This window comes from Sphingomonas sp. GW821-FHT10C01, from assembly GCF_059415525.1.
In genome coordinates, this window is sequence record NZ_JBWKNK010000003.1 from 69528 (window position 1) to 91035 (window position 21508).

Here is a 21508-nt window from a genome sequence, read left to right on the forward strand (position 1 = left end):
ACTTGTGCGTCGGACATAGAGAAAGACTGCTTCCGGGGAGCGAAAATCTTTTGATCAACGACCGACATGGGGGCGCATAGGTGTCAATCAAGCTGCGCCGTCGTACGCTTGCACGCCCGGCAATGTCGCGCCAGAGCGATGCTATGCTCACTAGCCAATTGCAGGATCTGATTGTCTTCACTCTGGTCAAGCAGGTGGGCGGCACGCAGCGCCGCTGGCGGATCGCACTTGGTCCGATCAGGCTACGCGACCCGCTCAGCTATGTGCATTGCAATTGGGAAGTGGTGCCCAGCGGCACACCGCGCGAGAATGCAGCAATCGAACGTCTGCTGGATACCATCCGCCTCGAGCACCCGACCGCCTCGCCCGGTTGAGGGCTACGGTCAGCTACGCCCCCGCCGCGCGTCCAAAAACGCGCGAAGCGCATCAACGGGCACCAGTGTCATCGCTCCGACCTTGATCACCTCGATGTCACCGGAAGCGATCAGTTCGTACAGCTTAGAACGGCCGATCCCGGTCATTTTGCATGCTTCCTTGATGCGGACCGACAAGGGAGGGATCTGCTCAATCATGTCGTTTCTCCGTTGCGCCGGTAAGCCGCGCGACGATGCCGCCGCTAACCATGCGCCGCTCGACCAAGTCGATGAGCCGAATGTAACGATCACGGCCAAGTTGCCCGGTCTCGTCATCGAACGGCGGCTGATGTGCCACCAGGGTTAGCTGATGCTGGACGAACACCCCAACCAGCTCGGTGAGTGCCTCGACCTTGCGCTCGACCCGTTCGGCGGCGCGGCTCTGCCGGTCGAGCCTTGGTCCGAACCGCTCGTCCAGTTCCTTGTGGCCCGACCGTTCGATCCAGGCGGTAAGCGCATCGGTCAGGATCGCGGTCTTCGATGCCCCGGGTTTGAGCGCCAGCGCATCGAGCTTCTCGGACAGTGCATCAGGCAGGTAGAACTGGTGCCGGGTCTTGGTGGTCCGCATCGCGATTTCCCGAAGGTTTGGACACGTGATGATCGCACTGGTTCGACGAGGACAAAACTACGCTCATTAAGCGCCAAGACGCGCCTTAGCGCAGGTCCGAATCCTCACATGCCGATCGTCGGGCCGCGGCTGCGTCCGATCGTCCAGTCGATTCCGCCCTCGCGCATGATGCCGACGACCTGCTTGCCGATCGCGCGCTCGAGCACTGGCCGCCACGGCACCAACGTGAACTCGTGGGATTGCTCGATCAGCGCGAATTTGCGGTCTCCGATCTGCACGGCGCGGCCGAGCTTGCCTTCGACCGGCTCGCCTGGCGCAGCCGGGGCATAGTGTAGCCTCAGTTCGCGGCTGAGCTGTCCGGCAACGCGCGTTAGCTCGCGCTGCTGCAGCCGGGCAACGGCACTAGGCTTCAGCCGCACCCTGTTGCTCTCGATCTGCGCCAGTTCCTGCTCGACCAGCCATTGCTGGCGCAGGACCAGCGCCGTGCGAACCTCGGTCCCGAACCCGCGTCCAAACGACGCCGGTTTTGCCGCGGACAGCTCACGATCGAGCCATGTCGCGCCGTCATGACCAGGCAGTCGTTCCAGCGGCTGCTCGGACAGGGTTTCGATCGACACCGGATTGTTGCGCGCGACCGAGCGCTCATAGGCCTCGGCACGGGCCAGATGATCGGGCGCGACGATCCATGTACCGTCAGGCTGGCGCTCCACGCCGCCGGTGGTTCGGCGGATCGCCTCAAGCCTGCGGACATGCTTTTGCGCAAAGGCTTCACTTGCCTGCGGGTCACGGCGCAGATGATCGTCAATCGTGTAACGCCCGCCATTGGCGGCAGCGATCTCGGCGACCGTGCGATCGACCTCGCGCGCACCAATCGAGCGCGGCTCGATCCTCACGATACCGCCGTCAGGGATCGGCTCATTGCTGGTTCCGATATCGACATAGCGGCTGATGCCATCGACCCCGTCGACGAGCAGGTAGCGGCGATCATAGAGCTCGTCCGAAAGACCACGGGCAACTACCCGGCCGATTATCGGCGCTGCCTTGCCCTCTCCCGGCTCATAGATCGCATAGTCGGATAGCGCGCGCTGCGGCAGCCGCTCGCGCATAGCGCGGTTCATGGTGCGGATGATGTCGCCGCGCTCGCCCATGCGCCGCAGCGCCGGCTCGAGCTCGGGATCGAGCGCCCAGGTCCCCTTGCTGACCTCGCGCGCCAGCTGCAACCGCGCCAGCGTCTGCAAGCGACCTGCGCGGAGCGACTGCTCGATGCCATCGCGATGGATGGCGCGGACGTGGCCCATCGCATCGGCCGAGCGAATCAGGCGCCGGTCGATCCCGGTGAAGCGTTTCTGGGTGATCTCGGCCTGCTGGCTGCGCGCAATCTCAAGGTCGGAGCGCGGCCCCAGATCGAGGTTGACCAGGGCTGCCGCGCGCTCGCGCAGGCCATGGGTCAGATAGTCGCGTGCGATCACCAGATCCTTGCCGCGCTCGTCGACGCCGCGGACGATGACATGGCTATGCGGGTGACCGGTGTTGAAGTGATCGACCGCGACCCAGTCGAGCCTGATTCCGAGATCGCGCTCGGCATCCGCCATCAGCCGGCGGACCAGGGGCTTGAGATCCTCATATTCCGCGCCATCCTCCGGCGCGACGATGAAGCGGAACTGGTGACGATCCTCGCTGCCGCGATCGAGGAATGCCTTGCCGTCGACGCCCTCCCTCTCGCGTCCGTAAAGCTGACCCCGCTCGCCCTCCCGCGTCGTGCCGTCGCGCTGCAGATAGCGCAGGTGCGCACGCGCCGCATCGACGCCCTTCCCCGCGAGCTTGACGATGCGGGTCTTCACGACGACGCGGCGGGCACGCAGACCGGCGCCGCGGTCGCGGCTCGAAAGCACCCGCCCGACGCCCGCGCCGCGACCGATGCGAGCGCCGGTGAATTTGCTGGCGCGACCACTCGCGGTCCGCAGCTGGCGGCCGGCACGATTGGCGGCAACACGAAGCCTTGCGCCGAGCGGCTTGTCGCTACCGATCCGCCCCAGCCAGAGCCCGAAATCATCCTCGCCCGCCATGGTCGCATCCTTGGAATGCCAAAAGGATTGTCGATGAGGGGCGTGGTGTGGGGCACTTCAAGGGCCTCCAACCGGTCTTGCGGAAAGCCCGCAGAAATCTGCCGCTTTCGCGCAAGCGCGCGACATATGGAGGCAAAGGGTTGCGCATGCCTCCACCAAAAACGCTGTGCAGACCTCGCCTGCCGCTACCTTTGGAGGCAGGCCTTTCATCTTGCCTTACCTGCTCACCTGCCCCGAACCCGCCGCCCCTTCCTGTTGTTCTCATTATGTTCTATTCATCACTGCCAGTGAGTCGGGAACAATGAGGATCAAGATGGGCGTTCGGATTGAAGCACGCGAAGGCGGTCGATTGCTGATGTCGGGCGATGTCGAAACCGCAGTTCAGCTCTCGCCGCGCGCGCTGCGCGACGGGTTTGCCATCGCGGTTTCGGACGGGACTTTGGTGCGGGGCTGCTATGATGAAGCGGCCAATGCATGCCGGTTTTCGGTAGCCACTGAGGGCGCGGCATTGGGCTCGATCAAGCGCGAACAGCGCGGGGATGTAGTCGATCTGGCGTGGCGGATCGACTGGATCAGCATCGCGCCGGATAGCGATGCGCTATGCGTTACCGCGTCGCAAATCGACGACCGGCAACCGGAATTGGGGTTTGCAATGCCGTCGAGGCAAGCCGCTTAAGCGGCGTTGGCGAGGGTCTCGATCCGCTCTTCGCAGATGGTGCGAACAAGGTCGCGCAGTGCCGCGATCCGCTCGCCGAGCCAGTCCAGTTCCTCGGCGGTGATGCGATAGTGGCGCGAGTAGCGCGCCTTCACATAGGCCGCGCGCAGCAGCTCATAGCAGCGCCGTTCGAACTTGGTTTCAGAGGTCCAGATCGTCTTCAGGCGCGGCTCGATCTCCTCGCTCATCGAGCGCAGCCGGTTCAGATTATGGGTCTTTGGACTGTACAGGGTCCGGACCAGAAACAGGCAGTGGTAAAGCCGTTCTGCCGTTTGATGGAGGTCAAAAGCTGCCACCTTCGGGGCGTTATCCGCAACCGCGTGCTCGTACTGTCGATAGAACTGGAGAGCACTTTCGAACCACTCTTCATAGTACTCGCGCGTCTCGGCAAGCGCCTGTTCGGGCGACAGCGGCTGCGGCTTCTCGAACGGGTGTCCGGGTTCCTCGAACAGCGCAATGCCGTCGCGTAGGATGTCCATGAAGAAATAGCGGCCAAGCCGCAGCTTCTCGTTCACATCGTCCAGGCTGTGATAGACGACGCTGACTGGAGTGCGCAGATGCTCGCCCGACGAGAGCTCGGCAAGCAGCCGCTCCTCGGTCCTGATCCAGAATTCGGGAACGTCGGTCAGGTCTTCGTGATCGACCACCACGAGCAAATCATAGTCGGAGAAATAGCGGCCCACCGGATCCTCGACCCAGTCGCCGCGCGCATAGCTGCCGAACAGGATGATCTTGAGCAGCTTGCCGTCGCGAAAGCGCGGGGCGCGCCGCTCTGCGACCGCCTCGGCGAATCCCTCGCGCAGCAGATCGGCCACGAACTCGAGCTCGCGGCGCTTGCCTTCGGGAAGATGATCGAGCCGTCGCTTCATGGGATCAACCTCACCTCTAGAGCGCGGATTGCCAAGCGCAAATAGGTCCGGCGGCGTGAACCAAGCCGCCCGGACCTAGGGCAAGTTTTGGTGAAGTCAGGTGTCTTCATTCATGCCACGTATGCTGACCGACCAGACCGAAAGCTTCGGCGATGTCGATTTGCTTGGGTTCGATGATCCTTCTCCTTCAAACCACGCTGGCCCCGGAAAAAGGGGGGGGGGGCGGCAAGGAGCGGACCGGCAGTCCCGCTTGAGCGGCGTGCCGCACCCGCAGGGCCGCAACGCAAGTGGAGGACCGGCGCAGCCGGTTGCGCCGCGCCGCGGCGGGACTAGAGGGCAGCGCCGCCCAGCCCCCTTGGCCGCGGCCGGACCAGCAAACGCCAGCGCGCCAGCGCTGACCGCAGCATCTCAGCGCAAAGTGCTGCCGGCGCCGCCAGGCGCCCAGCAAACAAGCACTCTCGCAGCCGGGCGTCCGACGCGGCGGCGTGCGCGCGCGACAAGTGCGCCAGCCGCTGCCGCGTCCTCCGCCCGGATCGAATGTGCCACGCGGCAAGCAAAAGCACTGCGACCTCTGGCGGCTGCGCAGCCGTCCGCCAGTGCGCGCTCGATCAAACCGCGTTCTGCTTCCCGGCGGCCCGCCAGCCGCCTTCCGCGTTAGTGATCGTCATCCGAACGGGCCGAGCCCCCCAGGGGCTCGGTGAAGCGCAAGCGGAATATAGCACGATCGCGTCGCAGCGCGAAACGCACGTCTGTACCCCGCACCCGACGCCAAGTGAGGTAAGCGCCGACTTTGCGGATTCCCAACACGATCGGCTCGACTAGACGGCACGTGAATGTCAGGAATTGCGAATGACCAGATTCACGAATGCGCGCAACGCCTACCACGCGGCGCTGAAGTCATCGAACGCGTACGCGCTTATAAGCGGGGAAAAGGGTATCGCCGCCTCGAACGCGGACAAGGACAGCAAGCCGAGCGTCCACATTGCTGCCCATCTTGCAGACGCACTTGGCGTCACAAATATCTTGCCAAAGCGCCTACCGGGCCAGACGGTCGGCGCTAGGTTCGAAAACCATACCGCCGAGTTTCTGCGGGCAACCTTCCTCCACCTACACGGGTTGCGTCCGGGAAGTTGGGACATTGATAGAGTCAGCTCGCGAGGTGGCCTCAATATCGCAACGTACGACCAGTATTCGCACCTTCAAGATGTGAACGAAGCAGCGGAAGATAACCCTTCACTTCGTGTGCTGCTCGGCGAAGACTATATCATCGCGTCTGACGTGGTGGTCGCCAGACGCCCCGAGAGCGACGGCTTCATCAACGTTAAGGAGGCCCTGGTTGACGGCTCCGTAGCAGCTCGCACTTCGATGCGCCTCGCGAACACGGAGAAGCCATCGCTTCATGCTTGTGTGTCGTGCAAATGGACGATGCGAAGTGATCGGGCTCAGAATTCGCGATACGAGGCCCTTCGCTTGATCCGCAGCCGCAAAGGCAGGGTGCCGCATCTGGCCGTAGTCACCGCAGAACCGTTACCTTCGAGACTGGCGTCGATTGCGCTCGGCACGGGCGATATAGACTGCGTGTATCACATCGCCCTGCCGGAGCTTATCAATGCGGTAGCAACCCTCGGCGAAAGCGAAGCCGTGTCTCTTCTTTCGTTGATGGTTGATGGCCGCAGGCTGAAGGATATCGCCGACCTGCCGCTTGATCTGGCTATCTGAGTGGACCGGATTTCGCCTGAGAAGCGAAGCGCCAATATGCGGGCCGTGCGCGGCCGCAACACCAAGCCGGAGATCCGCGTTCGGAGCATCCTTCATCGCGCGGGCTATCGATTCAGACTTCACCGCCGCAATCTGCCTGGCTCCCCGGATATCGTACTGCCGAAATATCACACAGCCATCTTCGTTCATGGATGCTTTTGGCACGGGCATGAGCGGTGTCGGCGATCGAAACTCCCGTCGACGCGCACCGGCTTCTGGCAGTCAAAGATTGAGCGCAACAAAGAGCGAGACGCAGCAACCGGAACGGCATTGATTGATCTCGGCTATCAAGTGGTGACTCTCTGGGAGTGCGAACTTAACAGTGCGACTTCTATTTTAGACCGCGTGAACAACGTTACCGGGCGAGGCGAAGAATCGAATGGCGAGGCGATCACGGCAGCATGATTCGGAAGCGCTTCGGCAGGAATTGATCGACCTTCTCACGAACTTCGAACATCATCTGAGAGACAGCGGCCTACGTGAGCAGGTTCGCGCGCTGGTGCCTGCGCACAAGCAGCTCCAAGATCTCGGCTCATCGCTTGTCCCGCTTGGCGCGCAGCTGTCGGCGCGCGAACGTATCCTCGCCTATCTTCGTGCATTTCCCCGGCAGGTGATCGACGGCGACGAGCTCATGATCGTGGCCGGGATCAGCGAATATGCCCGACGGTTGCGAGAGCTTCGAGTGGAGGAAGGTTGGCCGATCCTGTCCGGAATGACTGCGCGGGAGCAACGGGACGCCGACGAGGAGGGAGGAGATGCAAGTGGTCTTCCCCCCGCTATGCGTCCCGATCAATATCTGCTTCAGGAAGACCGCCAGGACCGCGATGCAGCGCACCGCTGGAATATGGCAAACCAGATCCGCAAGAGCGACGCGGGCGTACGCGACAAGCTCCTGCGCTTTTTCCGGGCGAATGTCGGAAAGCCGATTACCTCGGAGGAACTGCGCTATGTGGCGGGCAATGTCAGCGAATGGGCGCGACGTACGCGCGAACTGCGTACAGAGGAAGGTTGGCCTGTAGTCACGCGGACGAGCGGCGACCCTTCTCTGCCGGTAGGTGTCTATGTCCTGATGCGCGATGAGCAAGCACCGGCACACGATCGTCACATTCCCGAGATTATCCGACGCGAGGTTATGCGTCGCGATAACTGGTCATGCCGCTGGCGAGATTGCGGCTGGCCGAACGGTTTTCCTGAAGCTGATCACAGGTACCTTGAAGCGCATCATATCAAGCAACACGTGCATGGCGGAGCAAACACTGCTGAAAACCTCGTCACTCTATGCAACTTGCACCATGACGAGACCCACCGAACGGGCGTTCTGGATATCGTGCCGCTCTAAGCGGCAGCCCTAATCTTTCCGTCCAGAGCTTGGCGCACTACTGACGCGATTGCTCCGGCCAAAGGCGGCGGCACTGCGTTGCCGATCTGACGCGCGATTTCGATCTTGGTACCAACAAACTCGAAATCATCGGGGAACCCCATGATCCGAGCGGCCTCGCGATGGGTGATCGGGCGATCTTGATCAGGATGCAGGTAGCGTCCCTTTTCCGGCTTAAAAAACTCCGTACGAATCGTGACCGAGGGACGGTCCCACCATAGCCGGCCGAATAGATCGGTCCCGCCGGAGGTTTTGCGGATCCAACAATCCGGCGTGATCTCGGGCGCGTTGCGTTGAAGATCGAAACGATTGCCGCCGGGAGGCACCGCTTTGTATCGCTTAAGGCTCTTTTCCGTAGGCGTCCGCCCGAAATGGAGATTGAGCGGGGCCTTCGCCTTGCGGACCTCAGTTCCTACGGGCTTCGGAAGGTCAGCAATCACATCACGAACCGTCCGCCACACCGGAAGATTGGTAATAGAATTGGGCTGAGCGTGCGTCGGCAGCGGCGGGAACTGGGGAGCTGCCATTTCGCGCTTGTAGCCGACTATAACGGTCCGCTTGCGCGTCTGCGCAGCGCCATAGTCGGCAGCGAGCAGAATTTCCTTCACCGTATTGAAGCCGAGCTTACGAGCGTGCTTCTCGATTTCGGCGCATTCGGGCGATTTCAACAACTCGGCGACATTCTCGATTACGAACATCGATGCGCCGCTACGCTCGACGACATCCATAAACGGGAGCCATAGGGCTCGGCGGCTGTCGCCGGCGCGGCGCTTATTTAGAAGACTGAACCCTTGGCAAGGGGGGCCACCGATAACGACATCAGCGGCAGGTATCGGGCGATTGGAGGACACCCACTCTTCAATGTCGCCGCAATCCGCATGAGGCCCGAAGTTAGCTCGATGCGTCAGGACGGCCGCAGCGTCAAAATCCAACGACCAAACGCTTTCGAAGCCGCCACAAAACCGGCGATCTGTGAAGCCCAGCGTGAGTCCGCCTGCGCCAGAGAACAAATCAATAAGCCGGTATGCCAAGCTGCCCTCCGCGCGCGCTACCTCGCAAGGAAATCCTCCCGATAGGCTACGAGTGCCTACATTGCCTTGGCGCGGTGCGCAATGAGTTCCTCCTATGTTCCACCCCTCGGTCTCCACCTATCTGTGAAGACACCGGCGGAGCGCCTGTCATGACCCCGTCGACAAAATAGCGTTACGCGGCATGTCCCCTGCGCCTCTTCGGCGCAATCTCGCAAATCTCCAGAAAGGCATCGGAGAAGGCGGCTCTGCTCCAATCGTGCGGGTCCGCGATCTCATACAGGTGGAGTTCGATCCCCGTCTTCGACAACGCTTCTGCCAACGCAGGTGTCGGTCGGCCCGGAAGCAGCAGTACCTTGCGGTGACCTTCGAGGCGCCGGAGCATCTTTGCGTAGAGCAGCAGTTGTCCGACCCCGGCATATACGTCGACTGCCGAGCGACCGGTCTTGATTTCAATCAAGACGCTTCCCGATTGCCCGATGATCTCTCCGTCGGTCTCATAACCGCGAGCGGGCGCGGGCTTCCTAAGCTTACGGTTCGATTTTTCGAGAAGCGCGCTTAGTGCTCGCCATACCTCGGCATGCCGCCGCCGCATCAATCGGCTACCGCCTTTCGCCCAGTAGGCCGAGGTCCCGCCCTGTTCATCCTTTCCGAACCGATCCGCAAACTCGGCGACATCGCTCCTGCTCTGCGCCTTGTCCATCGCATCGGGAACACGGATGTTTGCGCATATACGGACGAAACTAGCGGTGCTGCGGCGCATCTCCGCATCATCGTCGGTGATCCGCGTAACTACATACCAGGTGCGGCGGGCAGGCGCGTCGCCGATAAAAACAGCTGCGGGCCTCAGCCCGCTCAGTGCGAGGAAATCGTCCTCGGTAACTAGGTCGGACTGATTATTGGATTGAAGCCTCCCCTGTCGCAGAAGATACATTTGCCCTTCACTGTCACGCGCGACCGCACTCAATCCGTTCTCGGTCGTCGGTGCAGACGGGATATTGATCTGAACCGACCAGTCAGCGCCAGTCGGATCGATGCCGAGCGCGGCCTTCTCGCGCAGCTTTCCGGGCGAGGCGTTACCATAGTCGGCCACCGCAATTTCTTCCTCGGGCAGCCAACCGACCGCACCGGCATAGTCGGCAGTCTTGAGAAGAGCATCCTGCCAGCGCCGAAACCCGCGCGTAACCTCGGCCTTACTGGTGATGATCGTGAGCCGTTCGGCCCGCGCCCAAATGTCAGCGATGATTGCCTCAAGGCGCGGCCGGACGGCGCCGACGTTGTTGAGCGGCGCATAGCCCACGACCGGCTCGACGCCCATGTCGGCTACGACTGCGGAAATATTCTGCATGCGGCGCTCATAGGCTCCCTCGCCCCGACGACTGAGCAACCCACGCACAACCTCGCGCCGGAGCGCCGTCTTGTCGAGCTTCAGTCCCTGCAACTCCGCAGCCCACAATCGACGATAGGCTACAACGCAAGCGAGAAGCTCTTCGTCGCTCCAACTCTTACCCGCCGCGGCACGCTCGAACCGGACCTGTCGGCTATTGCGCTCGTAGTAAGCCAAATAGCCTGCTTCGAGCCACATCCTCCGCCTTGCTAAATGGTGCCGCGTGTTCGCCCAGAATTGGGGAGTTGCAGCATCCTGAGGCAACGGCCCTACCATTTGCTCTATTGTCGCCAAGTCGAGGAAGAGCGTCTCCTCCTGCTGGCGGTCAAGATAGTCGCGGAGGGGTTGATATTTGGTCTGAGATTCTGCGGCCTCGGGCATGCGGATATATACCTCGGTTATCTTATCTCACCTGGTCGATGGTATCGCAATCTACATCGGACAGTAGCTGATCAATGCATAGTGAGTAACATTGCAGCTCCCTGGAATCTAAATTACCCGCAACAACAAATGATTCTATCGTTCTCAATTCAAGTTATAACCGCTTCCGGTGTGAACCTACCGCCTACGACGCTCCTCACAAATTAAGTTGCGTTGCGCCGCCGAAACTCGCCAGACAGGACTTGGCCGCCTTCGCGGAGCTGGTCGAGATAATCCGACCAGTGCTGCATCATGCGGACACGCTCCTCCCAATATTGGCCACGCGCGTAGGCGCGTCGCACACCATTGTTCTCTAGGTGCGCCAGCTGTCGTTCAATCGCGTCGGGGTTCCATATGCCCATCTCATTCAGAAGCGTTGCTGCCATTGCGCGAAACCCATGTGCGGTCATTTCGTCTTTGCCGTAGCCCATGCGACGAAGCGCGAATGTGATCGTATTTTCCGACATCGGGCGCTTCCAGGTGTGACAGGCTGGAAACACATAGGGGCTATGTCCAGTGAGAGGTCGCACCTCATCTAACAGGGCGAGCACCTGTCTGGATAACGGAACCCGGTGCGGCCATCGCATCTTCATCTTTTCGGCGGGAATGGACCAGATGCCGCGATCGAAATCGAACTCCGACCATTCTGCCCTGCGCAACTCACCGGGCCGCACGAATACGTGCGGCGACATTCGCAGCGCGTATTTGGTGATGCCGTAGCCGGAGAACTCCTCGATCCTCCGGAGCAGTTCGCCGACGTCTTTGGGATTGGTGATTGCCGCATAGTGTCTGGTCTTGGGCACAACGATCGCGCCCCTGAGATCGACGGCAACGTCACGCTGAGCTCGCCCGGTCGCGATGCCGTAGCGAAGAATGCGGCTGATCACGCTGCGCATCCGTCTGGCACTTTCATAGCGCCCCGTCGCTTCGAGCTTGCGCAACACCGCGAGCACCTCAAGCGCCTCGATTTGGTTGATTGGCCGCGAACCGATGAGCGGATAGGCCATCCCCAGCAGCCATTGCACTTTCTCAATGGTGATCCCTGCTCGCCCTTCGCGCGTGATCTTCGTGATCCACTCCTCCGCAACCGACTTGAAACTGTTGCCGGCGTCGAACCGCGCGCGCATCCGCTGAAGCTTCTTCTCCGCGGCCGGGTCGATGCCGTCGGCGATCAGCTTACGCGTGGTGTCACGCTTTTCTCTGGCTTCCGCAAGGCTCACCTCGGGCCAAACGCCGAGTGCGAGCACCTTATCCTTGCCGAGATAGCGGTATTTCAATCGCCAGTATTTCGACCCGGTTGGGGTGATGAGGAGGAAGAGCGAACGCTCGTCGAAGAGCTTGTACGCCTTTGCCCGAGGCCGGGCATTCTTGATGGCCAGAACGGTAAGAGCCATGGGGTAATCTCCATCCGAAAACCGGGTGGATTGTGAGCCCCGAAAGTACCCCAAATGCGGGGTATCTGTGGGCAAACCCACCCGAACCTCGCCGGACAAAGTAGCAGAAAAAGCGCTTGCTTTCCAGTCGCTTGGCGGACGCCTATGGCCGCCCGTGGACTGAAAAATGGTGCCCAGAAGAGGACTCGAACCTCCACGGCCTTGCGACCGCCAGCACCTGAAGCTGGTGCGTCTACCAATTCCGCCATCTGGGCACGGGGTAGGCCGGCGCCTCTAGGGGAGGGTCGGGGGGCCTGTCAACTGCTTCTCGCAACAGATTTTGTGATGGTTGCCCTTTCTCTCCGCGCGCGGCATGGGGGACGCATTGGAATAGATTTTCGAGGGCGTGATGAAGGACAGGCTGGTGACGTTGATCGGCGGCGGCGGGTTCGTCGGACGCTATGTCGCACAGGCGCTGCTCAAGACCGGCGCGCGCGTCCGCATCGTCCAGCGCGACCCGCGTTCGGCATGGTTCCTGAAGCCGCTGGGCGGCCTCGGCCAGACCCAGTTCGTCGCCGGCGACATCCGCAAGCCCGATTCGCTCGCCCGCGCGCTCGCGGGATCGGATGCGGTCGTGAACCTTGCCGGCGCGTTCGGGCGTGAGGCGGATGCGGTGAACGCGATCGGCGCGGAGAATGCGGCCAAGGCCGCCGCGGCCGCCGGCGCGACCGCGTTCGTGCAGATTTCCGCGATCGGTGCCGATGCCGAGGCGCGGTCGGACTATGGCCGCTCCAAGGGCGAAGGTGAAGCGCTCGTCCGCGCCGCCTTCCCCACCGCGACGATCCTGCGCCCTTCCTTCATCTTCGGACGCGAGGACAAGTTCGTGAACCGGTTCGCCGGGCTGATCGCGCGCGCGCCGGCGGTGCCGGTTCTGCGCGGCGCGATGCGGATGCAGCCGGTCTATGTCGCCGATGTCGCGGCGGCCGTGGTCAAGGCGGTTGCCGGACCGGAAGCGTTCGGCGGCAAGATTCTCGAACTGGGCGGGCCCGAGGTGATCACCTTCACCCAATTCCACCAGCGGCTTTCCGATGCGATCGGCCGCCTTCCGCTACTGATCGACCTGCCTGATTTCGCGGGCGCTGGGATCGCGACGCTGGGCTTCCTCCCCGGCATGCCGATCACCTGGGACCAGTGGCTGATGCTGCAGACCGACAATGTCGCGACGGAGGATGGGCTGGCGCAACTCGGCGTCGCGCCGACCCTGCTCGGCGCGGTCGCCCCCGGCTGGCTGGTCCAGTATCGCCGCCACGGACGCTTCGCCGGCGCGCATCAAGCCGCCTGAACCCAGACCTTCCGGCACAGTCAAGACCGGGTGATCCCCGGCAGGGGAACCATCCGGCATGAGTAACACGCTGACCTATATCCTCCTCGGCATCATCGAGGGGCTGACCGAGTTCCTGCCCGTCTCGTCGACCGGGCATTTGATCCTCGCGGGCGAGCTGTTCGGGTTCAACGACAGCAGCTCGATCACCTTCAAGATCGCGATCCAGTTCGGCGCGATCCTGGCGGTGCTGGTCGCCTATTGGCGCACCTTCTGGGACCGCGGCACCGGCCTCTTGCGCGGCGAGCCGCAGTCGGTTGCGTTCGTGCGCAACATCCTGATCGGCTTCGCGCCCGCGCTGGCGATCGGCGTCGTCGCCTATGACGCGATTCGCGCGGCGATGCAGACCCCGGTGATCGTCGCCGTCGCGCTGATCGTCGGCGGTTTCCTGATCCTGCTGATCGAACGGATGGTGAAGACGGTTCGCTACAACCGCGTCGAAGCAATCCCGACCGGTACCGCGGTGTCGATCGGGGTCGTCCAGTGCCTGGCGATGCTGCCCGGCGTCAGCCGGTCGGGCGCGACCATCATGGGATCGCTGCTGATGGGGGTCGAACGCAAGACCGCGGCCGAGTTCAGCTTCTTCCTCGCGGTGCCGACGATGCTGGCGGCGACCACCTATTCGCTGTGGAAGGACCGCGCGCTGCTGAGCATGGACGATCTGAGCGCGATCGCGATCGGGTTCGGCGCGGCATTCGTGGTGGCGCTACTGGTGGTGCGGGCGTTCGTGAAGGTGGTCGGGCGCTATGGCTTCGCGCCCTTCGCCTGGTACCGAATCATCGTCGGCAGTGCCGCTCTGATCTGGCTCCTGGCCAGGTAAGTCCGAAACGGCCATTATTATTGAGAGCGGATCGCAACTACCGCTGAAATCGTGATCGATTGTTGCTAAATAGGTCAGCACTGCTTACCTAATTGCCGATTTTCACGTGACTCGCTTCGCGCGAACTGTCACGGCGCGGGCATGGCAAACGAAGTCATGCTCAAATTCGTCGATCGTGCGCAGGCGTTTCCGCCCAAGCGTGAGGCTCAGCTGCGCGCGCAGGATTTCCGCGAGATCGCGGAACGCTATGCGCCGCCCTCGGCCGAGGAACAGGCCGGGCGCTGCTCGCAATGCGGCGTCCCCTATTGCTCGGTTCACTGTCCGCTACACAATCACATCCCCGACTGGCTCCGCCTGACCGCCGAAGGCCGGCTGCGCGAGGCCTATGAGCTCAGCAATAGCACCTCGACGATGCCTGAGATCTGCGGCCGCATCTGCCCGCAGGATCGCCTTTGCGAGGGCAATTGCGTCATCGAATTCTCGCAACACGGATCGGTCACGATCGGGTCGGTCGAGAAGTTCATCACCGACACCGCCTGGGAAGAAGGCTGGGTCGAGCCGCTCGTCCCCGGCCCCGCGCGGGGCCAATCGGTCGGCGTGATCGGTGCGGGTCCGGCAGGGCTCACCGCCGCCGAATATCTGCGCAAGCTTGGCTATGACGTCCATGTCTATGACCGGCACGACCGGCCGGGCGGACTGCTGACCTATGGCATCCCCGGCTTCAAGCTGGAGAAGGAAGTCGTGATGCGCCGCACCGACCGGCTGGCGGCGGGCGGTATTGTCTTCCACCAGAGCTTCGAGGTCGGTCGCGATGCGACTTTGGAGCAACTGCGCGGCAAGCATGACGCGGTTCTTATCGCGACCGGCGTGTACAAGGCGCGCGCGATCAAGGCGCCGGGCGTCGGTGCGGACGGCGTGGTCGAGGCGCTCGACTATCTGATCGCGTCGAACCGCAAGAGCTTTGGCGACGCGGTGCCGGCATTCGACGACGGTAGCCTGAACGCACAGGGCAAGAACGTCGTCGTGATCGGTGGCGGGGACACCGCGATGGACTGCGTCCGCACCGCGGTGCGCCAGGGCGCGGCATCGGTGAAGTGCCTCTATCGCCGCGACCGCGCCAACATGCCGGGAAGCCAGCGCGAGACCGCTAATGCCGAGGAAGAAGGCGTCGAGTTCGTCTGGCTCTCAGCCCCTGAAGCGTTTGAAGGCAGCGACAAGGTAACGGCGGTGAAGGCTGTCGGCATGCGCCTCGGTGCGCCCGATGCCAGCGGGCGCCGCGCGCCCGAACCCGATCCTGGCTCCGCGTTCGACGTGCCTGCCGATCTGGTGATCAAGGCACTGGGCTTCGACGCGGAGGACCTGCCTGTTCTGTTCGGCACCCCCGAACTCGGCGTCACCCGCTGGGGCACGGTGCGCACCGACGCGCGCACGATGATGTCCAACCTCGACGGCGTCTTCGCAGCAGGCGACATCGTCAAGGGGGCGAGCCTGGTCGTGCAGGCGATCCGCGACGGCCGCGACGTCAGCGAGCGGATGCACAGCTGGCTCAAGGCACAGGCCGCTGCGCCGGTGCGCAAGGAGCGGGCGGCGGCATGATGCGCCTGGCCCTCTCCGCCGCTGCGCTGTTGCTGACCCAGCCCGTGCTTGCTCAGACCGCGCCGCCACCCGCGGCTGCAACCGATCCCGCGCATAGTGCCGCTGCGGAAAGGGCCGTCGCGGCACTGGTGCCCAACGGCGTCTACATGAAGATGATGCGCGACCAGTTTCCGCGCATGATGGATACGATGATGACCGAGATGATGGGCATGAGCCCGTCGGAGCTCGGCCTCCCCGAAGAACGCGGTGAGAATGGCAGGACGATGGGCGCGGCGATCGCCACCGCCGATCCCCATTTCCAGGAGCGCATGCGGATCATGACGCGCGTCATGGGCGACGAGATGGGTGCGATCTTCGGCAAGATCGAGCCGCGCATGCGAGCCGGTCTTGCACAGGTCTTTGCGCGCAAATTCACGACACAACAGCTCAATGAGCTGAACACCTTCTTCGCCAGCCCCACAGGCAGCACGTTCGCGGGCGAGTATCTGTCGATGCTCGTCGAGCCGGAGGTCATGAAGGAGATGATGGCCGTCACGCCCGAAATGATGAAGGCGATGCCAGCGATCATGGCGAAGGTCGAGAAGGCCACCGCTCACCTGCCAGAGCCGCCCAAGGCGAAGGCAGTCAAATGATCGCCGCAGCACTTCTTCTGCTGGCCAGCCCACAGGCCGTGGCGGTTGCAGCACCCATAGCGCGCTCGGACGTGGACCTCGACGCACGGATGGTCAAGGCGCGAACAATCGTCGAGCGGACCATGCCTGTCGCGCAGCGCGAACAACTGTTCCGCCAAATGCTCGACGGGATGATGGCCAACATGGTCTCAGGCATGATGCAAGGTGACCCGAAGCTGGCGAAGATTCTTGAGTCCAACGCCGATGCGACAAAGGTGCTCGCGGAATTCCTCGAGCGTCAGAAGAAACTTACCCTGGATGATCTCAGGGAAACCGGTCCGGCGATGATCGAGGCGATCGCGAGCGCGTACGCAAAGCGCTTTACATTGGCCGAGTTGTCCGAGGTCGAAACATTCGTGATCACGCCAACGGGCGCGCGCTTCCTTCAAACGGGGATGCAGGTCTTCAACGACCCGGCCATCGCCGAATGGCAGCGCCAGCTGTTTGCACGAACGCAGGCACGCAAAGCCGACGAGGTGCGCCGCCTGATGGAAGAACTGACCCCCATATTGGAAAAGCAAGATGCCCAGCCGTCCCACTCTTGAGCAGGAACGCCTTCGCCTGGCCGACGAGGGCATGTATCGCCCCGAGTTTGAGGGCGATGCCTGTGGCGTCGGTATGGTCGCAGCGATCGACGGTCAGCCGTCGCGCCGCGTGGTGCAGAGTGCGATCGATGCCCTGAAGGCGGTGTGGCACCGCGGCGCGGTCGATGCCGACGGCAAGACCGGCGACGGCGCGGGCCTCCATGTCGATCTGCCACTACGCTTCTTCGACGACGCGGTGCTGGCGTCGGGCCACCGCGTGCTGCCCAACCGGCTTGCCGTAGGCATGATCTTTATGCCGCGCGTCGATCTCGGCGCACAGGAAGCCTGCCGCACGATCGTCGAGAGCGTGATCATCGAGGCCGGCTATACCATCTATGGCTGGCGTCAGGTACCGGTCGACGTCTCGGTGATCGGCCAGAAGGCGCAGGCGACCCGGCCAGAGATCGAGCAGATCATGATCGCGGGGCCGATGCCCGACGACGTGTCGCAGGACGAGTTCGAGAAGAACCTCTACCTCGTCCGCCGGCGGATCGAAAAGCGCATCATCGCGGCGCAGATCAGCGGCTTCTACATCTGTTCGCTGAGCTGCCGTTCGGTGATCTACAAGGGCTTGTTCCTCGCGGAATCACTTTCGGAATTCTATCCCGATCTCAAGGATGAACGCTTCGTCAGCCGCGTCGCGATCTTCCATCAGCGCTATTCGACCAACACCTTCCCGCAATGGTGGCTGGCGCAGCCATTCCGTTGCCTCGCGCACAATGGCGAGATCAACACGATCCGCGGCAACAAGAACTGGATGCTCAGCCACGAGATCAAGATGGCGAGCCTCGCCTTTGGCGGGGATTCGGAGGACATCAAGCCGGTGATTCCGGCAGGCGCATCCGACACCGCTGCGCTCGACGCCGTGTTCGAGGCGATCTGCCGCTCGGGCCGAGACGCGCCGACCGCGAAGCTGATGCTGGTGCCTGAGGCGTGGCAACTGATCGACGCGATGCCGCAAAAGCATCTCGACATGTACAAGTACCTGGCATCGGTGATGGAGCCGTGGGACGGCCCCGCCGCGCTGGCGATGACCGATGGCCGCTGGGCCGTCGCGGGGGTCGACCGCAACGCGCTGCGTCCACTGCGCTACACCCGCACCGCCGACGGTCTGCTGGTCGTCGGGTCCGAGACGGGCATGGTCCAGATCCCCGAATCCACCGTCGTCGCCAAGGGGCGACTGGGGCCGGGACAGATGATCGCTGTCGATCTGGAAGAGGGCCGCTTCTACGACGACCTCGAGGTCAAGGACCGGATCGCTGCGGAATATGACTATGCCGCGATGATCGGCGAGTTCGTCGATATCGACGGGCTGCCCGGCGTGGACGATACCGGGCCGCATTTCGATCGCGCCGAACTGACGCGCCGCCAGGTCGCCGCCGGCCAGACGCTGGAGGACATGGAGCTGATTCTGTCGCCGATGGTGACCGACGCCAAGGAAGCGGTCGGATCGATGGGCGACGACACCCCGCTCGCCGTCATCAGCGACAAACCGCGGCTGATCAGCCAGTTCTTCCGCCAGAATTTCAGTCAGGTCACCAACCCGCCGATCGACAGCCTGCGCGAGCGGCATGTGATGTCGCTCAAGACGCGCTTCGGCAACCTCGCCAACATCCTCGACACCGGGGAGACGGCAAACAAGGTGCTCGTGCTCGACAGCCCGGTGCTGACCAACAACGACTGGGCGCGATTGAAGGGCCATTTCGGCGATCTTGCCGCCGAGATCGACTGCACCTTCCCCGCCGGCGGGGGGCCGGAGACGTTGCGCGCCGCCATCGCGGACGTCCGCTTCAAGGCCGAACAGGCCGTGCGCGCCGGCGCGACCGAGTTGTTCCTGACCGACGAGCATGTCGGGCCGGATCGCGTCGCGATCGCCGGCGTGCTGGCGGCGGCGGCAGTGCACACGCACCTCGTCCGCAAGGGATTGCGCAGCTATGCCAGTGTCAACGTCCGCTCGGCCGAGTGCCTCGACACGCATTATTATGCCGTACTGATCGGCGTCGGCGCGACCACGGTGAACGCCTATCTGGCCGAAGCCTCGATCGCGGACCGCCACGCGCGCGGGCTGTTCGGCGACACGAGCTTCGAACAGGCGCTGAAGAACCACCGCAAGGCGATCGACGAGGGCCTGCTCAAGATCATGTCGAAGATGGGGATCGCGGTGATCTCCAGCTATCGCGGCGGCTACAACTTCGAAGCGGTCGGCCTCAGTCGCGCGCTGGTCAACGACTTCTTCCCCGGCATGCCCGCGAAGATCTCGGGCGAGGGCTATGCCTCGCTGCACCTCAATGCCAAGCTGCGCCATGACGCCGCGTTCGACACCGGCGTCGCGACGCTGCCGATCGGCGGCTTCTATCGTCAGCGTCATGGCGGCGAGACGCACGCCTATTCGGCGCAGCTGATGCACACGCTGCAGACCGCGGTCGCGACCGACAGCTATTCGACTTATCTGCAATTCTCGCGCGGCGTGCGCGATCTGCCGCCGGTCTATCTGCGCGATCTGCTTGAATTCAACTTTCCCGCGGAAGGCGTCGGCATCGACCAGGTCGAGGCGATCACGGAGATCCGCAAGCGCTTCGTGACGCCCGGCATGTCGCTCGGCGCGCTCAGCCCCGAGGCGCACGAGACGCTGGCGATCGCGATGAACCGGATCGGCGCCAAGGCGGTGTCGGGCGAGGGCGGCGAGGATTCGATCCGCTACAAGCCCTATGAGAATGGCGACAACGCCAATTCAACGATCAAGCAGATCGCGTCGGGCCGCTTCGGCGTCACCGCCGAATATCTCGGCGCGTGCGACGAGGTCGAGATCAAGGTCGCCCAAGGCGCCAAGCCCGGCGAGGGCGGCCAATTGCCCGGCTTCAAGGTCACCGAGTTCATCGCCAAGCTGCGCCATGCGACGCCGGGCGTAACGCTGATCAGCCCGCCGCCGCATCACGACATTTACTCGATCGAGGATCTGGCGCAGCTCATCTACGACCTGAAGCAGATCAACCCGCGCGCGCGCGTATGCGTGAAGCTGGTCAGCTCCGCGGGCATCGGAACGGTCGCGGCGGGCGTCGCCAAGGCGCATGCCGACGTGATCCTGGTCGCCGGCCATGTCGGCGGCACCGGCGCCTCGCCGCAGACGTCGGTGAAATATGCCGGCACGCCGTGGGAAATGGGCCTTTCCGAGGTCAACCAGACGTTGACCCTCAACGGCCTGCGCGGCCGCGTGAAGCTGCGCACCGATGGCGGCCTCAAGACGGGACGCGATATCGTGATCGCCGCGATCCTGGGTGCCGAAGAATATGGCATCGGTACGCTGAGCCTGGTGGCGATGGGCTGCATCATGGTGCGCCAGTGTCACAGCAACACCTGCCCGGTCGGCGTATGCACACAGGACGAGCGGCTGCGCGCCAAGTTCACCGGATCGCCCGAGAAGGTCATCAACCTGATGACCTTCATAGCTGAGGAAGTGCGCGAGATTCTGGCCCGGCTTGGGGCCAAGAGTCTCGATGAGGTGATCGGCCGCACCGAGCTGCTCCGCCAGGTCAGCCGCGGCGCCGAGCATCTCGACGACCTCGACCTGAACCCGATCCTCGCCAAGGTCGATGCCGAGGAGAGCGAGCGCCGCTTCAGCCTCGACACCTGGCGCAACGCGGTGCCCGACAGCCTCGACGCGCAGATCATCGCCGACGCGAAAGCGGTGTTCGAGCGCGGCGAGAAGATGCAGCTCGCCTATAATGTCCGCAACACGCACCGAGCAGTGGGCACTCGCCTGTCGAGCGAGATCACCCGGGCCTTCGGCATGTCGAAGCTCAATGACGGCCATGTCCAGGTGCGCCTGCGCGGTTCGGCCGGCCAGTCGCTCGGCGCGTTCCTGTGCAAGGGAGTCACGCTGGAGGTGTTCGGCGATGCCAACGACTATGTCGGCAAGGGCCTGTCCGGCGGCACCATCGTGGTGCGCCCGCTGGTGAGCTCGCCCTTGGCCAGCCAGAACAACACGATCATCGGCAACACCGTCCTGTACGGCGCGACCAGCGGCAGGTTGTTCGCGGCGGGCCAGGCGGGCGAACGCTTCGCGGTGCGCAACTCGGGCGCGCGGGTCGTGGTTGAAGGCTGCGGCGCCAATGGCTGCGAATATATGACGGGCGGGGTCGCCGTGGTGCTGGGCAAGACCGGCACCAATTTCGGCGCGGGCATGACCGGCGGCATGGCGTTCATCTATGACGAGGATGGCGTGTTCGAGGCCAACGCCAACCCCGACAGCATCGTCTGGCAGCGGCTGTCGTCGGCGCATTGGGAGGCGGTGCTCAAGAACCTGGTCACCGAACATCATGCGGCGACCGACAGCGGCTGGTCGGGCGGCCTGCTCGAGGATTGGGACCGCATCAGCGGCCATTTCTGGCAGGTCGTGCCCAAGGAAATGCTCGAACGGCTGTCGCATCCGCTGGACGACACGCAGCAACTGGTAGCGGCCGAATAGTCCGCGCCTCGTTGCA

Annotated in this window: 18 protein-coding genes and 1 tRNA gene; 11 read left to right on the plus strand and 8 right to left on the minus strand. The window is 63.2% G+C overall.

Features of this window, described 5'->3' with window-relative positions; translation table 11 throughout:
* Nucleotides 1–80: 80 nt before the first annotated feature.
* Nucleotides 81–374, plus strand: coding sequence for a hypothetical protein (locus AC07M1_RS14310; protein ID WP_495163299.1), 294 nt, complete (start codon nt 81–83; stop codon nt 372–374).
* 9 nt (nt 375–383) lie between these two features.
* On the opposite strand, the gene AC07M1_RS14315 is transcribed toward AC07M1_RS14310, so the two are convergent.
* The 3 genes from AC07M1_RS14315 to rlxS all read right to left on the minus strand — a co-directional run bounded on the left by AC07M1_RS14315 (nt 384) and on the right by rlxS (nt 3047).
* Entirely contained in the window at nt 384–572 is a 189-nt protein-coding gene (locus AC07M1_RS14315) for a helix-turn-helix domain-containing protein (protein WP_495163300.1), read from the minus strand.
* Nucleotides 565–981 carry a CopG family transcriptional regulator gene (locus AC07M1_RS14320; RefSeq protein WP_495163301.1) on the minus strand — a complete coding sequence of 139 codons (417 nt, stop codon included), beginning with the start codon at nt 979–981 and terminating at the stop codon, nt 565–567. The genes AC07M1_RS14315 and AC07M1_RS14320 overlap by 8 nt, the downstream gene beginning before the upstream one ends.
* 104 nt (nt 982–1085) lie before the next feature.
* The gene (rlxS, locus tag AC07M1_RS14325; RefSeq protein WP_495163302.1) at nt 1086–3047 is read right to left on the minus strand and encodes a relaxase/mobilization nuclease RlxS; all 1962 of its coding nucleotides are present in this window, start codon (nt 3045–3047) and stop codon (nt 1086–1088) included.
* A gap of 211 nt (nt 3048–3258) precedes the next feature.
* On the opposite strand from rlxS, the gene AC07M1_RS14330 reads away from it, so the two are divergent.
* Entirely contained in the window at nt 3259–3723 is a 465-nt protein-coding gene (locus AC07M1_RS14330) for a hypothetical protein (RefSeq protein WP_495163303.1), read from the plus strand.
* Here AC07M1_RS14330 and AC07M1_RS14335 read toward each other — a convergent pair.
* Complete coding sequence (locus tag AC07M1_RS14335) at nt 3720–4631, minus strand: HEPN domain-containing protein (RefSeq protein WP_495163304.1); 912 nt, start codon at nt 4629–4631, stop codon at nt 3720–3722. The genes AC07M1_RS14330 and AC07M1_RS14335 overlap by 4 nt on opposite strands.
* A gap of 849 nt (nt 4632–5480) precedes the next feature.
* On the opposite strand from AC07M1_RS14335, the gene AC07M1_RS14340 reads away from it, so the two are divergent.
* From AC07M1_RS14340 to AC07M1_RS14350, 3 genes are read left to right on the plus strand one after another with little or no spacing between them, the layout of a single operon-like run.
* A complete protein-coding gene (locus tag AC07M1_RS14340) occupies nt 5481–6350 on the plus strand; it encodes an NgoMIV family type II restriction endonuclease (RefSeq protein ID WP_495163305.1) in 870 nt (289 codons plus the stop codon).
* The gene (locus tag AC07M1_RS14345; protein ID WP_495163306.1) at nt 6351–6794 is read left to right on the plus strand and encodes a very short patch repair endonuclease; all 444 of its coding nucleotides are present in this window, start codon (nt 6351–6353) and stop codon (nt 6792–6794) included.
* A gap of 22 nt (nt 6795–6816) precedes the next feature.
* Complete coding sequence (locus AC07M1_RS14350; RefSeq protein ID WP_495163307.1) at nt 6817–7728, plus strand: HNH endonuclease; 912 nt, start codon at nt 6817–6819, stop codon at nt 7726–7728.
* On the opposite strand, the gene AC07M1_RS14355 is transcribed toward AC07M1_RS14350, so the two are convergent.
* The 4 genes from AC07M1_RS14355 to AC07M1_RS14370 form a co-directional block, all read right to left on the minus strand.
* On the minus strand, nt 7725–8798 hold the full coding sequence (locus AC07M1_RS14355) for a DNA cytosine methyltransferase (RefSeq protein ID WP_495163308.1): 1074 nt from the start codon (nt 8796–8798) through the stop codon (nt 7725–7727). The genes AC07M1_RS14350 and AC07M1_RS14355 overlap by 4 nt on opposite strands.
* Before the next feature lie 172 nt (nt 8799–8970).
* On the minus strand, nt 8971–10563 hold the full coding sequence (locus AC07M1_RS14360) for a DUF7662 domain-containing protein (protein ID WP_495163309.1): 1593 nt from the start codon (nt 10561–10563) through the stop codon (nt 8971–8973).
* 203 nt (nt 10564–10766) lie between these two features.
* Nucleotides 10767–11996 carry a tyrosine-type recombinase/integrase gene (locus AC07M1_RS14365; protein WP_495163310.1) on the minus strand — a complete coding sequence of 410 codons (1230 nt, stop codon included), beginning with the start codon at nt 11994–11996 and terminating at the stop codon, nt 10767–10769.
* Between the two features lie 167 nt (nt 11997–12163).
* A tRNA-Leu gene (locus tag AC07M1_RS14370) sits at nt 12164–12250 on the minus strand.
* A 134-nt stretch (nt 12251–12384) separates the two neighbouring features.
* On the opposite strand from AC07M1_RS14370, the gene AC07M1_RS14375 reads away from it, so the two are divergent.
* From AC07M1_RS14375 to gltB, 6 genes are all read left to right on the plus strand, one after another.
* Entirely contained in the window at nt 12385–13317 is a 933-nt protein-coding gene (locus tag AC07M1_RS14375; RefSeq protein WP_495163311.1) for a complex I NDUFA9 subunit family protein, read from the plus strand.
* A gap of 58 nt (nt 13318–13375) precedes the next feature.
* On the plus strand, nt 13376–14176 hold the full coding sequence (locus AC07M1_RS14380) for an undecaprenyl-diphosphate phosphatase (protein WP_495163312.1): 801 nt from the start codon (nt 13376–13378) through the stop codon (nt 14174–14176).
* 141 nt (nt 14177–14317) lie between these two features.
* Nucleotides 14318–15772: an NAD(P)-dependent oxidoreductase gene (locus AC07M1_RS14385; protein ID WP_495163313.1), complete on the plus strand. Its 1455-nt coding sequence runs from the start codon at nt 14318–14320 to the stop codon at nt 15770–15772.
* Entirely contained in the window at nt 15769–16404 is a 636-nt protein-coding gene (locus AC07M1_RS14390) for a DUF2059 domain-containing protein (RefSeq protein WP_495163314.1), read from the plus strand. Before AC07M1_RS14385 ends, AC07M1_RS14390 begins: the two co-directional genes overlap by 4 nt.
* Complete coding sequence (locus AC07M1_RS14395) at nt 16401–16988, plus strand: DUF2059 domain-containing protein (RefSeq protein WP_495163315.1); 588 nt, start codon at nt 16401–16403, stop codon at nt 16986–16988. Before AC07M1_RS14390 ends, AC07M1_RS14395 begins: the two co-directional genes overlap by 4 nt.
* A complete protein-coding gene (gltB, locus tag AC07M1_RS14400) occupies nt 16966–21492 on the plus strand; it encodes a glutamate synthase large subunit (protein ID WP_495163316.1) in 4527 nt (1508 codons plus the stop codon). The genes AC07M1_RS14395 and gltB overlap by 23 nt, the downstream gene beginning before the upstream one ends.
* The last annotated feature ends 16 nt before the right edge of the window (nt 21493–21508 follow it).